This is a genomic window from Serratia ureilytica (genome assembly GCF_017309605.1).
GTDB lineage: Bacteria > Pseudomonadota > Gammaproteobacteria > Enterobacterales > Enterobacteriaceae > Serratia > Serratia ureilytica.
This window is the reverse complement of sequence record NZ_CP071320.1, coordinates 1,659,423-1,673,553: the sequence shown is the minus strand read 5'-3', so window position 1 is coordinate 1,673,553 and position 14,131 is coordinate 1,659,423. Positions and strand designations below refer to the sequence as shown.

Below are 14,131 nucleotides of genomic sequence, written 5' to 3'. Positions count from 1 at the left end.
CGTTACGGCAATGGCGGCTACTCACCGCATTTCACAGATAAAAAGCTGGAAAAGCAGAAAGATAAATCAGCGACGCAAACGCCGCGCGCCGATTACAGAGAAATATTAAATAAAGATTTAATTCCAACGAGTTATTTAAACACGTCTTTTACTCATATCTTATGTAAAAGATTCATATAAGAATAACTCATTAATAAAATAATTGTGTTTATACTGCTTTAACTCAATCACAGTGCACAATTAATTCCTCACCGTGATTAATGATAAGGATATATTCCGCTTGAACGCAATATTCAAGCCGGACCAAGGAGGCAAGCCAATGATATCACTTTAATTACCCCCTGATTTTCAAACCTGTGTACGAGCATATAGAGCGTTAGGTGCAATATTGTCAACGTCCAAAGGAGTTTGATATGTCATTAGCGACCGATAAGATTTCCGATTATTTAACCCGTTATGAAAGAGGCGATCACGCGGGGAGCAGTAAACCGTCATATACCACGCAAGAGGTTTCAGATCTGCTGCTGAGGAGCCATTATTCCGCCAATGGCAAAGGCGTGACCGACCATGCGGCTACCTTGACCTACTCTTTCCCCGTCTATACGGGCAGCGACAAGACGGGCGCCGCGCAGCTTACCGCCGCCCAGCAAGCCCAAACCAAGCTTTCATTGCAATCCTGGTCGGATGTGGCCAACATCACGTTCACCGAGGTTAAAGGCAACGACGCGAAAAATGCAGATATCAAGTTTGGTTTTTATAAGGCGGCCAGCGGGGGCAATTACACCTCGTATGAAAGTACGCAGAGCAATCTAAAAAGCACCATTTGGATCAGCGGCAATAACGGCTACGACGCCTCCAATCCGCAAACCAATAACTACGCCAGGGATACGCTGACTCATGAAATAGGGCATGCGTTGGGGCTTTCTCATCCCGGCAATTATGATGCGTCAAATGCCACCTACCCCACCTACGCCAACTCGGCGAAGTATTATGAAGACGACCATCAATATTCTCTGATGAGCTATTTTAACGAACAATACACCAGCGCTGACTATAAAGGCGTTTGGCCATCGGGGCCGCAGCTGGATGATATTACCGCCATACAGAAGCTTTACGGCGCGAATACCACCACGCGCACCGGCGATACCACCTATGGTTTCAACTCGAATACGGACCGAGACTTTTTGAGCGTTAAGGCGTCCACGGACAAAATCGTGGCGGCTATCTGGGATGCCGGCGGCAATGACACGCTGGATTTTTCAGGCTACAGCCAGGATCAGCGCATCAACATTAACGAAGGCGCATTCTCTGATGTCGGCGGCTTGAAGGCGAATATCGCCATCGCCTACGGCGCGCAGATTGAAAATATCATCGGCGGCAGCGGCGCCGACATTCTTGTGGGCAACGCGCTGAACAATACGTTAAAAGGCGGTGCAGGCAACGACATCATTTACGGTGCCGGCGGCGCCGATCAGCTCTGGGGCAATGCAGGCGCGGACACCTTCGTCTTCCGCGAAGCCGGCGACAGCCAAGCCGCCGCGCCGGATTGGATCCGCGATTTCCAGACGGCGGTGGATAAAATCGACCTGTCGTGGCTCAACCAGACGGCTAAGGCCGAAGGGAGCGAATTGCACTTCGTGGATAGTTTAAGCGGCTCGTTGTATGAAGCGGCGCTGAATTATGACGCGCAGCAGAATGTCACCGATCTGGCCATCAATCTCTCCGGCAATCAATTGCCTGATTTCCTTGTCAAAATCATTGGGCATGTCGACGCTTCCGCCGATATTCTCGTCTAGCCAAGGCAAACCCGCAGTCCGGCCTTCACGCCGGACTGTTTATCTCTCTCAGGCCTCACCCCGGCGTCTTTTTACATTGCCACAGCAATAAATCGCGCCGACGAGGTCACACCGCTTCCAGCTCCGCCGCCAGCGTGGCGACCAGCTCCGCCGCCGGCATCGGCCGCGCCAGGCCCACGCCCTGCCCGGCCCACAGCGACATAAACTCCGCGCGTCCGGCCTTGGCCGCCGCCTGGCGAATATCGCCGGTGAGCGCGTTCTGCACCGGATAAGGCAGGATCTGCGCCTCTTCCGCGCGCATCTGCCGCATGAAATCATTGACGATGCCGCGCGCCGGGCGGCCGCTGAAGGCACGCGTCAGGCGCGTGCTGTCATCGCCGGCGTTGCGCAGCGCCGCTCGCCAGGCTTCGGCGATGCCCGACTCCGGGCTGCACAGAAACGCGGTGCCCAGCTGCGCCGCCTGCGCGCCCAGCAATTGTGCCGCCGCGATGCCGCGCCCGTTCATGATGCCGCCTGCGGCGATCGCCGGGATCTTCACCGCCGCCACCACCTGCGGCAGCAGGGCCATCAGGCCGACGCAGGACTGTTCGATATCGCCAAGGAAGGTCGGGCGGTGGCCGCCCGCCTCCGCGCCCGAGACGCAGACGAAGTCGGCGCCCGCCTCTTCCCAGGCGCGGGCTTCCGCCACCGTGGTGGCGGTGCCGATCACCCGCGAACCGGCCTTCTTGAACTGCGTGACCGTCGCGCGCGGCAGCACGCCGAAGGTGAAGCTGACCACCGGCGGTGCAGCCTCCAGCAGGGCCGCGATCTGTTCGCGGTTGTTTTCGGCGAATTGGGTCGGCATGGGCGGCTCACTCAGCCCCAGCGCTTCGCGGAACGGCCGCAGCAGGTGCTGGGCGCGCTTGAGCTCGGCGAGATCCGGGTGCTGCTCATCGAGCAGAAACAGATTGATGTTGAACGGCGCGGCGGTCTGCGCGCGGATCTGCTGCACGCGCTCGAGGATCACCGCCGGGGAAAACAGCGCCGCCGCGCACGATCCCAGCGCCCCGGCGTTGCTCACCGCCACCGCCAGCGCCGGCGGCGACGCGCCGTTCATCGGCCCCTGAACGATCGGATAGCGCAGCCCAAGCTCGCGGGCAAAAGCAGAAGGTGCCGTCATCAATATGTCTCCCTGTGCTGACTACATTCGTCTTACGGCGGCCGCGCCGCCGAACCGACCAAAAGCATAGCACCTTCTCACCGCCTGGCCGTGCAGTTAATGCTTCACCTGACGCCGGTCGAGCGACAGGAAGTGATGCACCACCGGTTTCTCAGGGCCGATATGGAAGCGCAGCGCCTCCTGCTGCAGATCGGCGTCGGCGTGCGATACCCGCTGGTGCTGCCGCAGATGCTCCGCCCAGGATTCCACCAGGAACCACTCCATGATGCATTCCGGATCGCCGGTGTGCTCGGTGATGCCCCAGGCGTAAGCGCCATCGCGGCGACGCGCCCGCTCCAGCATCAGCAGCGTGCGCAAGAACTGCGGCCGATCCTGCTCGCGAATGCGGTACTCCACCTGAATCATCACCGGGCCGCGATCGTTCTCGACCGGCGTGTTAACCAACGGCTCCGGCCAATGGTTCGACGGCTGCAGATCGGCCTCACCGGTCGGCAGACGCAGGCGGTGGAACAGCAGCCCCGCCGCCAACAGGCCGACGCCGCCGACCAGCAGCGTGGCGGCCACGCCCAGCTCCTGCGCCACCAGCCCCCACAACAGGCTGCCCGCCGCCATCGCGCCGTTGAACACCATCAGATAGATGGCCAGGCCGCGGCCGCGCACCCAGTTAGGCAGCACGCCCTGCGCCGCGCCGTTGAGCGTGGTCAGCGCAATAATCCAGCCGGCGCCCAGCACCAGCAGCAGCACCACCGCCAACCACTGCGGCGGCGCCAGCGACAGGGCCGCCATTACCGCCGCCGTCAGCACCGCCGCCAGCAACACCAGCCCGTCGGCGTTCAGCCGCTGGCGCAGACGCGGCAGCACAATAGCCCCAAGGATCGCCCCGGCGCCCACCGCCCCCAGCAGGACGCCGTAAAAACCGGCGCTGCCGCCCAGCATGCGGCGCGCCACCAGCGGCAGCAGCGCCCAAACCGAGCTGGAGAAGGCGAAGAACACCGCCGCCCGCAGCAGCACCACGTGCAGCTCGCGGCTGGAACGGGCATAGCGCAGCCCGGCGCGGAAGGCGCCGAAGAAGTGTTCCGACAGGCCGCTGTCCTCAACCTTCGGCCGCTTCCACCACAGCAGCGCCGCGATCACCAGCACATAGCTCATCACGTCCGCGCCGTAGGCCGCGCCGGCACCGAAGCTGGCCAGCAGCAAACCGCCGGCCGCCGGGCCGATGGAGCGGGCGATGTTGATGCCCAGCGAGTTCAGCGCCACGGCGTTTTTCAGCTCGGCGCGCGGCACCAGCTCCGGCACGATCGCCTGCCAGGTCGGCCCCATCAGCGCCGCGCCGATACCGCCGACGAAGGTCAGCGCCAGCAGGTATTCCACCGTCAGCGCGCCGGTCTGCGACAGCAGCAACAGGCTGCCGCTGACGCAGGCCAGCAGAATTTGCACGAAGATCAGAAAGCGTCGCCGATCGAGAATGTCCGACAGCACCCCGGCCGGGATGGCCAGCAGGAACACCGGCAGCGTGGCGGCGGTTTGCATCAACGCCACCGCCGAAGGGTTGCTCGACAGGTCGGTGATCAGCCACGAGCTGGCGACGTCGCGCATGAAACTGCCGACGTTGCCGAGCACCGTGGCGCCCCACAGCACCGCAAATAATGGAATTTTCAGCGGCGCGAAGCCGCCCGCCGCCGCCTTGTTTTCCGTCTGTTCAGCCATCCGTTCGCTCCTTCAAATCGTTAAATGCCACCAGCAACAGCGCGCCGGCCAGCCCGAGGTGTTCAAAAAATCCGTTCATCATCTGGCCGCGCTCCGCCCCGTCGAACTGCCAGAACGGATTGGCCATCAGCGTCGCCATCAGGGTAAAACCGGCCAGCGCCAACGCGCCGAGCCAGCGATAAAAACCGCTCAGGATCAGCGCCGACGCCGCCAGTTCCAGCAGCGTCACCAGCACGGCGAACAGCGCCGCCGGCTGCAGGCCGAAGTGGGCCATCTCGGCGATGGCGCCCTCAACGTTCAGCGCCTTGACCAGCCCGCCCTGAATATAGGCGGCGCAGATCGCGAGCAGCAGCACCCAGCGCACCGCAGGCGCGTGCAGCCGCTGCGCGCAGCGGGCGACGATAACAGTCAGGTTCATCGCGCCCCCTTAAAACGGCGAATTCTGGATGAAGGCCAGCAGATCGGCGTTGAAGCGATCGGGATCGGCCTGCGCCAAACCGTGAGAGCCGCCGGCGTAAACATTCAGCTCCGCCTGTTGCATAAGCTTAGCGGCTTTCAGCGCCGAGGCGCCGATCGGCACGATCTGATCGGCGTCGCCGTGCACCAGCAGCGTCGGCTTGTCGATCGCCAGCAGATCGGCGGTGTAATCCACTTCGGAGAACGCGCGCACGCAGTCGTATTGCCCTTTCACGCCGCCCTGCATGCCCATCAGCCAGAAGCTGTCGATCAGCCCCGCGTTGCTCTCCACCTCGTCGCAGTGGAAGCCATAGAACGGCACCGCCAGCTCTTTGAAGAACTGCGAGCGGTTGCCCGCCACGCCGCTGCGAATGCCGTCGAACGCCGCCATCGGCGTGCCCTCTGTGTTGACCGGCGTCTGCAGCATCAGCGGCGGTACGGCGCCGACCAGCACCACCTTCGCCACCCGATCGCTGCCGTGACGGCCGATGTAGCGCGCCACTTCGCCGCCGCCGGTGGAATGGCCGACCAGGATCAGATCGCGCAGATCCAGCGTTTCGATCAGCAGGGCCAGATCGTCGGCGTATTGGTTGATGTCGTTGCCGTGCCAGGTTTGATCAGAACGGCCGTGGCCGCGGCGATCGTGGGCGATCACGCGGAACCCGCTCTGGCCGAAAAACAGCATCTGGTTGTCCCAGGCATCGGCGGACAGCGGCCAACCGTGCGAGAACAGGATCGGCTGGCCGCGGCCCCAATCCTTATAGAAAATGCGTGCGCCATCGGGCGCGGTAAGAGTGCTCATGACGTGTTCCCCGCTCGGTATCGAATTGGATTTTGGACGGGTTAACAGTACGGCAGGCGCAAAGGCAGTGATAACGGAATAATTTTCGCATGATCGCGAGTTTTTTTGCTGAAGAGGCCGGCGTCGCCGCCGGCGCAAAACGTCAGATGTTTTCCAGATCGATGCCGCGCGTTTTCGGGCCGAACAGCCCGATCACCAGCATCACGATCAGCATGCTGGCGACGATAAACGCGATCACCCCCAGCGAACCGCCGTACTGCAAGATAATGCCGATAATGATGCTGCTGAACACCGTCGACAGCCGGCTGAAGGAGTAGCAGAAACCGACGGCGCGGGCGCGGATGTGGGTCGGGAAGATCTCGGATTGATAGGAGTGGTAGCTGTAGGTCAGCCAGGCGTTGGACCAGGTGATGAAGAAGCCGCACAGGATCAGCCACAGCGGGTTGTTCTGCAGCGCGAACAGCGAGCCGAAGATCACCGTCACCAGGCAAGACAACACGATCTGCCACTTATTCTCCATCTTGTCGGCGTAGAAGCTGCACAGCAGCGAGCCCAGCGGGTAGGCCAGCGTGATGAAGAAAGCGTACAGCAGGCTGTGGGTGACCGAAGCGCCCTTGCCCGACAGCAGCGCTGGCAGCCAGTTGCCGAAGCCGAAGAAGCCGATGGCCTGAAAGAAATTCATCACCACCAGCATCAGCGTGCGATCGCGATACTGCGGCGCCCAGATATCGCGAAAGCGGCCGCGCAGCGGCGCGCCCTCGGCATCGTCAACCGGGCGCGACGGGAAGTCCGTGGCTGCCACGCCGCAGCGCCGCTCCATATCCCGCATCACCTGCCGGGCCTGCGCATAGCGCCGCTGCTGCACCAGCCAGCGCGGCGACTCCGGCAGCCCCTTGCGCACCAGCCAAATCACCAGCGAAGCCAGCGCGCCGGCGATCACCACGTAGCGCCAGCCGCTCAGGCCCCAAATCGTCTGCGGCACCAGCCACCAGGACATCAGCGCCACCGCCGGCACCGACAGGAACTGCACGAAGAACGCGAAGGCGAAAGCCCGGGTGCGCAGATGCGCGGGCACCCACTCCGTCAGGTAGGTATCGATGGTCACCAGCTCAATGCCGAGCCCGACGCCCACCAGAAAGCGCAGAAAGATCACCCACTCCGCCTGCTGTTGAAACGCCAGCAGCAGCGAGAAGGCGCCATACCAGATCAGGGCGAACATGAAGGTGGCGCGCCGGCCGAAGCGATCGGCGTACGGGCTCAGCAGGCTGGCGCCGACGAACAGGCCGAGAAAGGTGGCGGAGGCGAAGGCCGCCTGATCCGACACGCCGAAGACGCCCTGCGCGCCGGTGTGGAAAATGCCGTCGGCGATAAGGCCGGTGCTGATATAGCCGGTCTGGAACAGATCGTAGAGTTCGAAAAAGCCGCCCAGCGACAGCAGAATGATAAAGCGCCACAGGCCGGCCGACGCGGGCAAGGCGTCGATTCTGGCCGCCAAATCCCGCGCATGGATCGGCGACGCCGCTACAGAGTCACTCACCGTTAACCTCGCATTAACATTTTTGATGACTTTCTATGCTAGCGAAGCGGCGTCGGAGTTAAATTTTTAATTAGCAGACTATGAAAAAAAGTTAAGCATAAAACGCTGCAGCAGCCTGTTTTATAGCAGGAAAATGTAGCGCGGGATGCCGCAGCGGCATCCCGAATCGGCAGGTTAACGGCTGTGGTGGTGCTGCAGCCGTTCGCTGCGGTAGGCGCTCAGCAAGCACCAGCCGAGGGCGATCAGCGCCAGCGGCGCGGCGACGAAGCCGATGTTGCCCATGCCCAGATGCAGGCTCACCTGATTGCCCAGCAGCGCGCCGCTGCCGATGCCGAAGTTGTACAGGCCGGAGAAGATCGCCATCGCCACGTCGGTGGCGTCCGGCGCCAGGCTCAAAACCCTGGCCTGCATCGACAGGCCGATCGCCATGATCGCCATGCCCCAAAAGATGCACAGCACCGTCAGATGGCTTTCGCTGCCGGCGGCCGGCAACAGCAGCAGCAGGCTCAAGGCCAGCAGCGTAATGGCGCCGATAAAGAAGCCGGAAGGAAAACGCTCGCTGTAGCGGCTGAACAGCAGGCTGCCGACGATGCCGGCGGCGCCGAACAGCAACAGCATCAGCGTGGTGAAGTTATCCGACAGCCCGGCCACGGTCTGGATAAACGGCTCGATGTAGCTGTAGGCGGTGAAGTGCGCCGTCACCACAATGATGGTCAGCATGTAAAGCGCCATCAGCGCCGGGCGCTTGAACAGCAGCGGCACGCTGGCCAGCGAACCGGAGTGCTCGCTTTTCAGCACCGGCAACAGGCGCCACAGCAGCACCAGCGCCAGGGTGGCGCACACCGCGATGCCGATAAAGGTCATGCGCCAGCCGAGCAACTGCCCCACCACCCGCCCGAGCGGCAACCCGAGCACCATCGCCAGCGCGGTGCCGCCCGCCAGCAGGCTCAGCGCCTGGGCTTTCTTGCCCGGCGGCGCCACGCGGATCGCCAGCGAGGCGGTGATCGACCAGAACACCGAGTGCGCCAGCGCCACGCCGGCGCGCGAGATAACCAGCGTGGTAAAGTTCCAGGCCACGGCGGTCAGTATGTGGCTGGCGATAAACAGCATGAACACGCCGATCAACAGTTTGCGGCGCTCGATCTTGCTGGTCAGCAGCATGCACGCCAGCGAGGCGGCGGCGACGATCCAGGCGTAAATGGTAATGATCAAGCCGACCTGTTCGGTTTGCATCGAAAAGCTGGCGGCGATATCGCTCAGCAGACCGACCGGAATAAACTCGGTGGTGTTGAATATAAAGGCCGAGACGGCGAGGATGACCACGCGCAACCAGGCGGTTGAGCGGGAAACGGGAGCGTGTTCCATGGTAAAAAAAATCCGGACAGGTGCGGGCAAGTCGCGATATTTTAACCAACCGGCCCGCTAAATGCGATACGCGTCACATTTTAATTGTGTGGTTTTTTTCACCGCCCATCGACACGCTCACCGACGCACGGTTGCCAAAATGCTGTGCTAATCTATTGAAGCGTACCAATTTTTCCTGCCGCTCTTCCCCGGCCGTCCACGCGCCGCGCCGAAGACCCGCGCAGTGTCCCTTTGGCGTTTCCTGAGGCGAGGTCATTATGATGTCCGCGATTTATGATTGGTCCGTACTTGCCCTGCGCAATGTTTACGATCGCCGCATCCAGGGCCAGCCGGTGCTCGACAGCGCGGCCCTCTTCCCCGACGCCGAACGCTTTACCGCCCAATGGCGGCAGATCCGCGAAGAGGCGCTGACGGTCGCCCACGATCTGCACAATATCCCGCGCTTCCACGAGATCATGAGCCAGCAGGCGTCCATCTCCGCCAACGACGCGCGCGACTGGCGCATGTTCATCATGAAGGCCTATGGCCAGCCCATCCCCCGCAACCTGGCACGCTGCCCGACGCTGGCGGCGCTGATCGCCTCCTCGCCGGACGTGCTGTCCGCGTCGCTCTCCTTCCTGGCGCCCGGCAAACAGGTGCCGCCCCATCGCGGCCCGTTCCGCGGCATTCTGCGCGGCTATCTGGTGCTGGACATGCCCAAACGCGCCGACGGCGCGCCGGCGGCGGTGCTGAAGGTGGATGGCCGCGAATACCGGCTGCGCGAAGGGGAGTTCATGCTGTGGGACGATACCTTCGAACACGAGGTATGGAACGACAGCCCGCAGGTGCGCACCGTGCTGCTGCTGGACATTCGCCGCCGCGACATGCCCGGCGGGCTGCGGCTGCTCTCCAGAGCCATCATCGCGCTGGTGCGGCTGAACGTGCGCTGGATGCAGCGCCAGTTCTGACTGCGGCGCACAGGCGATTAACCACCCTGAGAAGCCAGCCACTGGCCGGCGGTGGTGGCGGCCATGCCCTGGCGCGCATTGAAGGTGTTCGCCTTATCCCAGGCCACGCCGTCGGGTCGGGCGAAAGCCAACCGGTATTTCGCGCCGACGTCATGCGGATGATTCCGCACCTCCGCCTGCAGCCGCTCTTTGTCCAACAGGACTCTGTTGACCTCCACGCCCCAGTGCGCCTGCATAAGATCGGCAAGCTCACGGTAGGTCAGCGTGTCCCCGGCGATATAGACCACCTGGTTGCGAAACGCGGGCCGATGGAAAAAAATCGCGGCCGTCAGCCGGCCAATGTCCTCGGGAGTGGTCAGCGTCACCGCATACTGCCAATCGCCCAGCGCGCGCACGGTTTTGCGTTCCGCATCCACCACGCCAAAACCCGAGTCAAACAGGTAGCTGGTGAAAATGCCCGTGGAAACAATCACCCACTCCGTTGCGCTCTGCGCGCGCAGCAGGTGACGCACCTCGAGCTGTTCATCCCACACCGGCTGCCCGCTGCCTTTACCGACGACATCGTAGTCCACGCCGAACTGCCACGGGAAGTAGCGCGCCACGCCGGCCTGCAAAACGGCCTGGGTGATCTTTATCTGCGTGCCCGCCCCGCCAACGAAGCCGCTGCAGTTGATTACCGCATCAAAGCCACGCAGCAGCACGCTCAGCGCCTCCACCCCGCTTTGCTGCAGATCGCCTTCCACCACGGCGATCCCGAGCCGCGCCAGCTCATCCCGCCGCGCCCGGAGCGGGCCGCTCACGGCGCGGGCGGCCTCCGGCCGGAGCAGTACGCTGATTTTTAAAGATGGAGATAACCGAGCCTGCCGGCTCATCGCTCGCAGTACCGGCAGCCCCAGTTCGCCGGCGCCGAGTATGAGCACGGTATTGATGGATGGATTTGTGGATTTCATGCTTGCCTCCTGTCTTGACACTGCGTCATCCTGACAGCTGACAAAAACGGGTTCAATTAGGTACACGCGTGATACCGGGGAGGAATATGACGAGCGATCGGGAAGCGCTGCTGCAATTTTCGCAAGCGTTCTGTGAAGCATTGAGCAACGACGATGAAGGATTGAAGCGCGAGATCCTCGCGCATGCGGGCAACCGTTGGTCGCTGGGCGTATTGCATCTCCTGGGCACCCACGGGCCGCTGCGCCACGGCGAACTAGGCCGCCAATTAGCGGGCGTGACGCAGAGAATGCTGACGCGGACGCTGCGCCATCTCGAGCGGGATGGGTTGATATCGCGCTGCGATTATCAGGAAAAACTGCCCCGCGTGGTTTACACCATCACCGAGGCGGGGGAAGAAATGCTGCTCAACATGCTACCGCTCTGGTCGTGGATTATCTCCTCCGCCGACGCCTTCAGGGCAGCCCGCTCGCACTACGATGGCCAAGAGCGCGACGCCGAAAAATGAACGCGGGCTTCCCTGCCCGCAGGCGGCTGTCAGCCGCCGCCCAGATACGCCTTTCTCACCTGCGGATCGTTCAACAGTTCTTCCCCGCTGCCGGTGAGGCGGATCTGGCCGTTGACCATCACATAGCCGCGATCGGACAGTTTCAGCGCATGGTTGGCGTTCTGCTCCACCAGAAACAGCGTCATGCCGCTGCGGGTCAGTTCGCGCAGCACCCCGAAGATCTGCCGCACCACGATCGGCGCCAGCCCCAGGCTCGGCTCATCCAGCAGCAACAGCTTCGGCCGGCTCATCAGCGCGCGGGCGATCGCCAGCATCTGCTGTTCGCCGCCGGACATGGTCATCGCCCGCTGGTTGCGCCGCTCTTTCAGGCGCGGAAACAGCTCGAACATGCGCGGTAAATCCTCTTCCAGGTAGCGATTGCCGACAGTGATGGTGCCCATCAGCAGGTTCTCCTCCACGCTCATGTCCGGAAAGATGCGCCGCCCCTCCGGCGCCTGCGCGATGCCGCTGCTGGCAACAAAGTGCGTGGAGCGGCGGCTGATGTCCTCGCCGCGAAACAGGATCTGCCCGCCGGCGATGCGCGGCTGACCGAAGATCGACATCAACAGCGTGGACTTGCCCGCGCCGTTGGCGCCGATCAGCGCCACCGTCTCCCCGGCGTTCACCTGCAGCGACACCTGGCGCAGCGCCTGGATCGGCCCGTAAAACACATCGACCTCGCGAAATTCCAACATCGCTTCGCTCATCCCGCCAGCTCCTCTTCGTCCGCGCCCAGGTAAGCGGCGATCACCGCCTCGTTGTGCTGAATCTCCTGCGGCGTGCCGCGAGCGATCACATCGCCGTGATCGAGCACGATCACCCGATCGGAGATCTCCATTACCATGCCCATGTCATGCTCGATCAGCAGCACCGTGATGCCGTGATCCCGGCGCAGGAAGCGGATGATGCGGCTCAGCGCGGCCGTCTCCACCGGGTTCAGCCCGGCGGCCGGTTCGTCGAGGCAGATCATCTCCGGCGCGGTGCACATGGCGCGCGCGATCTCCAGCCGCCGCTGCTGGCCGTAGGACATCTCCCCCGCCAGCCGGTTGGCGCAGTCCGCCAGATCCACCACCTCCAGCCAGTAGAAGGCGTGATCGAGCGCGGCGCTTTCCGCCCGACGGTAGCCCGGCGTATTCAGCACCCCGGCGATCAGATTGCGGTTGCTCTGCATGTGCTGCGCCACCAGCAGGTTCTCCACCACCGACATTTCGCGGAACAGGCGGATATTCTGGAAGGTGCGCGCCAGCCCGGCGCGGTTGACCAGGTGGGTGCCGCCGAACATCTTGTAATAGAGGCGCGAACCGAGCCGCTTCGGGCGTATCCAGTCGCCGGCGCGGAACTTCTGCCCCAGCACCTGGATCACATCGGTTGGCCGCTTGTGGGTATTGAGCAGGATCGCGCCGCCGGTGGCGCGATAGAAACCGGTCAGGCAGTTGAACACCGTGGTCTTGCCGGCGCCGTTGGGGCCGATCAGGGCGGTGATGGAACCGCGCTCCACCTCCAGATTGACGTCGTTCAGCGCCTTGATGCCGCCAAAGCGCATCATCAGGTGTTCCACCCGCAAAATGGCGTCGCTCATGGCGCCACCCCCTTGCGTTCCGCAAAGCTGGCGCGGCTGATGCGCACCAGACCGCGCGGCCGCCAGATCATCATCGCCACCATCAGCACGCCAAACAGCAGCACCCGGTATTCGGCGAAGCTGCGCAGCAGCTCCGGCGCCACCGTCAGCACAAAGGCCGCCAGCACCACGCCGAGGGTGGAGCCCATGCCGCCCAGCACCACGATCGCCAGGATCAGGGCCGACTCGAAGAAGGTGAACGAGGTCGGGTTGACGAACCCCTGGTAAGTGGCGAAAAACACCCCCGCCAGCCCGGCGGTGGAAGCGCCCAGCATAAACGCCGATAGCTTCACCAGCACGTGGTTCAGCCCGAGGGAGCGGCAGGCGATCTCGTCCTCGCGCAGCGCCTCCCAGGCGCGGCCGATCGGCATGCGCGTCAGCCGGTGCTTGATGTACAGCACCAGCAGCACCACCAAAAACAGCATCGCGTAGATGAAGATGAACTTGAGATTAGGATTGTAATCGATGCCGAGAAACTCGTGGATCGGCACCCCGCCGTCTTTAGCGCGCCGGCCGAACTCCAGGCCGAACACTGTCGGCGCCGGCACCGAAATGCCGTTCGGCCCGCCGGTGAGCGACATCCAGTTGTTCAGCACCAGCCGGATGATCTCGCCGAACCCGAGCGTGACGATGGCGAGATAGTCGCCGTGCATGCGCAGCACCGGAAAGCCCAGCAGCGCGCCTGCCAACGCCGCCATCAGCGCCCCGAGCGGCAGCATCGCCCAAAAACCGAGCCCGAGATACTGGTAGCCCAACGCCAGCCCGTAGGCGCCGATGGCGTAAAACGCCACGTACCCCAGATCGAGCAGCCCCGCCAACCCGACCACAATGTTCAGCCCCAGTCCGAGCAGCACGTAGATCAGGCCGAGGATCGCCACCGTCAGCAGATATTTGGTGGCGACGAACGGGAACAGCAGCGCGATCGCCGCCATCAGTGGCAGGAACCAGCGCAGATTGGATTTATAGCCCAGCGGACGTACGTACACGCCGTCGTTGCCGCCGTCGAAGCGCGCCAGCACCTTGCGGCCCGGCGCGGTTTGCAGGAACAGGCTCAGCAGCAGCCGCCCGGCCATCACCGCGACGATGATCCACACCAGCCGGTGCGGCTCGAAGTTAAAGCTGTAGCCGTTCAGCACGATGCCGACGATCGGCCCGAACACGATCAGGGCGATCAGCCCGGCCAAAACGGCATCCAGCAGGCTGCGTTTGACGTTCAGCCCGCCGTTGATTACGGATTGCGACATGGCGT

13 protein-coding genes are annotated in these 14,131 nt (G+C 62.9%); 3 read left to right on the top strand and 10 right to left on the bottom strand.

Annotation, left to right across the window (positions count from 1 at the left end):
• Positions 1 to 413 precede the first annotated feature (413 nt).
• Positions 414 to 1,796: a serralysin family metalloprotease gene (locus J0X03_RS07755; RefSeq protein ID WP_160204412.1), complete on the top strand. Its 1,383-nt coding sequence runs from the start codon at positions 414 to 416 to the stop codon at positions 1,794 to 1,796.
• A gap of 106 nt (positions 1,797 to 1,902) precedes the next feature.
• Here the strand turns inward: J0X03_RS07755 and J0X03_RS07750 are convergent, their stop codons facing one another.
• From J0X03_RS07750 to J0X03_RS07725, 6 genes are all read right to left on the bottom strand, one after another.
• On the bottom strand, positions 1,903 to 2,955 hold the full coding sequence (locus tag J0X03_RS07750; protein WP_160204413.1) for an NAD(P)H-dependent flavin oxidoreductase: 1,053 nt from the start codon (positions 2,953 to 2,955) through the stop codon (positions 1,903 to 1,905).
• A 96-nt stretch (positions 2,956 to 3,051) separates the two neighbouring features.
• Positions 3,052 to 4,662: an MFS transporter gene (locus tag J0X03_RS07745; protein ID WP_033643743.1), complete on the bottom strand. Its 1,611-nt coding sequence runs from the start codon at positions 4,660 to 4,662 to the stop codon at positions 3,052 to 3,054.
• On the bottom strand, positions 4,655 to 5,080 hold the full coding sequence (locus J0X03_RS07740) for a DoxX family protein (protein ID WP_160204414.1): 426 nt from the start codon (positions 5,078 to 5,080) through the stop codon (positions 4,655 to 4,657). Before J0X03_RS07740 ends, J0X03_RS07745 begins: the two co-directional genes overlap by 8 nt.
• A gap of 9 nt (positions 5,081 to 5,089) precedes the next feature.
• On the bottom strand, positions 5,090 to 5,920 hold the full coding sequence (locus tag J0X03_RS07735; protein ID WP_160204415.1) for an alpha/beta fold hydrolase: 831 nt from the start codon (positions 5,918 to 5,920) through the stop codon (positions 5,090 to 5,092).
• 142 nt (positions 5,921 to 6,062) lie between these two features.
• Positions 6,063 to 7,457 (bottom strand): MFS transporter, encoded by a 1,395-nt coding sequence (locus tag J0X03_RS07730; protein ID WP_170852885.1) that lies wholly within the window; start codon positions 7,455 to 7,457, stop codon positions 6,063 to 6,065.
• A gap of 174 nt (positions 7,458 to 7,631) precedes the next feature.
• A complete protein-coding gene (locus J0X03_RS07725) occupies positions 7,632 to 8,822 on the bottom strand; it encodes a sugar transporter (protein WP_160204416.1) in 1,191 nt (396 codons plus the stop codon).
• 260 nt (positions 8,823 to 9,082) lie between these two features.
• Between J0X03_RS07725 and J0X03_RS07720 the strand changes: the two genes are divergently transcribed.
• Positions 9,083 to 9,769 (top strand): aspartyl/asparaginyl beta-hydroxylase domain-containing protein, encoded by a 687-nt coding sequence (locus J0X03_RS07720; RefSeq protein WP_046688516.1) that lies wholly within the window; start codon positions 9,083 to 9,085, stop codon positions 9,767 to 9,769.
• A gap of 17 nt (positions 9,770 to 9,786) precedes the next feature.
• On the opposite strand, the gene J0X03_RS07715 is transcribed toward J0X03_RS07720, so the two are convergent.
• Entirely contained in the window at positions 9,787 to 10,719 is a 933-nt protein-coding gene (locus tag J0X03_RS07715) for an aromatic alcohol reductase (RefSeq protein WP_089192010.1), read from the bottom strand.
• A gap of 86 nt (positions 10,720 to 10,805) precedes the next feature.
• Here J0X03_RS07715 and J0X03_RS07710 point away from each other — a divergent pair, with 86 nt between their 5' ends.
• Complete coding sequence (locus tag J0X03_RS07710) at positions 10,806 to 11,225, top strand: winged helix-turn-helix transcriptional regulator (protein WP_042785014.1); 420 nt, start codon at positions 10,806 to 10,808, stop codon at positions 11,223 to 11,225.
• Positions 11,226 to 11,254: 29 nt separating this feature from the next.
• Here the strand turns inward: J0X03_RS07710 and J0X03_RS07705 are convergent, their stop codons facing one another.
• Genes J0X03_RS07705 through livM form a run of 3 tightly spaced genes read right to left on the bottom strand, consistent with a single transcriptional unit; the run spans position 11,255 to position 14,126 of the window.
• On the bottom strand, positions 11,255 to 11,971 hold the full coding sequence (locus J0X03_RS07705; protein ID WP_033651872.1) for an ABC transporter ATP-binding protein: 717 nt from the start codon (positions 11,969 to 11,971) through the stop codon (positions 11,255 to 11,257).
• Positions 11,968 to 12,843 carry an ABC transporter ATP-binding protein gene (locus J0X03_RS07700; protein WP_033651873.1) on the bottom strand — a complete coding sequence of 292 codons (876 nt, stop codon included), beginning with the start codon at positions 12,841 to 12,843 and terminating at the stop codon, positions 11,968 to 11,970. The genes J0X03_RS07705 and J0X03_RS07700 overlap by 4 nt, the downstream gene beginning before the upstream one ends.
• On the bottom strand, positions 12,840 to 14,126 hold the full coding sequence (livM, locus tag J0X03_RS07695; protein ID WP_033643751.1) for a high-affinity branched-chain amino acid ABC transporter permease LivM: 1,287 nt from the start codon (positions 14,124 to 14,126) through the stop codon (positions 12,840 to 12,842). The genes J0X03_RS07700 and livM overlap by 4 nt, the downstream gene beginning before the upstream one ends.
• Positions 14,127 to 14,131: the final 5 nt, after the last annotated feature.

Excerpts from the sequence above, each read along its gene's own strand:
- J0X03_RS07755 (WP_160204412.1), top strand. The coding sequence starts at position 414 with ATGTCATTAGCGACCGATAAGATTTCCGATTATTTAACCCGTTATGAA.
- J0X03_RS07750 (WP_160204413.1), bottom strand. The coding sequence starts at position 2,955 with ATGACGGCACCTTCTGCTTTTGCCCGCGAGCTTGGGCTGCGCTATCCG.
- J0X03_RS07745 (WP_033643743.1), bottom strand. The coding sequence starts at position 4,662 with ATGGCTGAACAGACGGAAAACAAGGCGGCGGCGGGCGGCTTCGCGCCG.
- J0X03_RS07740 (WP_160204414.1), bottom strand. The coding sequence starts at position 5,080 with ATGAACCTGACTGTTATCGTCGCCCGCTGCGCGCAGCGGCTGCACGCG.
- J0X03_RS07735 (WP_160204415.1), bottom strand. The coding sequence starts at position 5,920 with ATGAGCACTCTTACCGCGCCCGATGGCGCACGCATTTTCTATAAGGAT.
- J0X03_RS07725 (WP_160204416.1), bottom strand. The coding sequence starts at position 8,822 with ATGGAACACGCTCCCGTTTCCCGCTCAACCGCCTGGTTGCGCGTGGTC.
- J0X03_RS07720 (WP_046688516.1), top strand. The coding sequence starts at position 9,083 with ATGTCCGCGATTTATGATTGGTCCGTACTTGCCCTGCGCAATGTTTAC.
- J0X03_RS07715 (WP_089192010.1), bottom strand. The coding sequence starts at position 10,719 with ATGAAATCCACAAATCCATCCATCAATACCGTGCTCATACTCGGCGCC.
- J0X03_RS07710 (WP_042785014.1), top strand. The coding sequence starts at position 10,806 with ATGACGAGCGATCGGGAAGCGCTGCTGCAATTTTCGCAAGCGTTCTGT.
- J0X03_RS07705 (WP_033651872.1), bottom strand. The coding sequence starts at position 11,971 with ATGAGCGAAGCGATGTTGGAATTTCGCGAGGTCGATGTGTTTTACGGG.
- J0X03_RS07700 (WP_033651873.1), bottom strand. The coding sequence starts at position 12,843 with ATGAGCGACGCCATTTTGCGGGTGGAACACCTGATGATGCGCTTTGGC.
- livM (WP_033643751.1), bottom strand. The coding sequence starts at position 14,126 with ATGTCGCAATCCGTAATCAACGGCGGGCTGAACGTCAAACGCAGCCTG.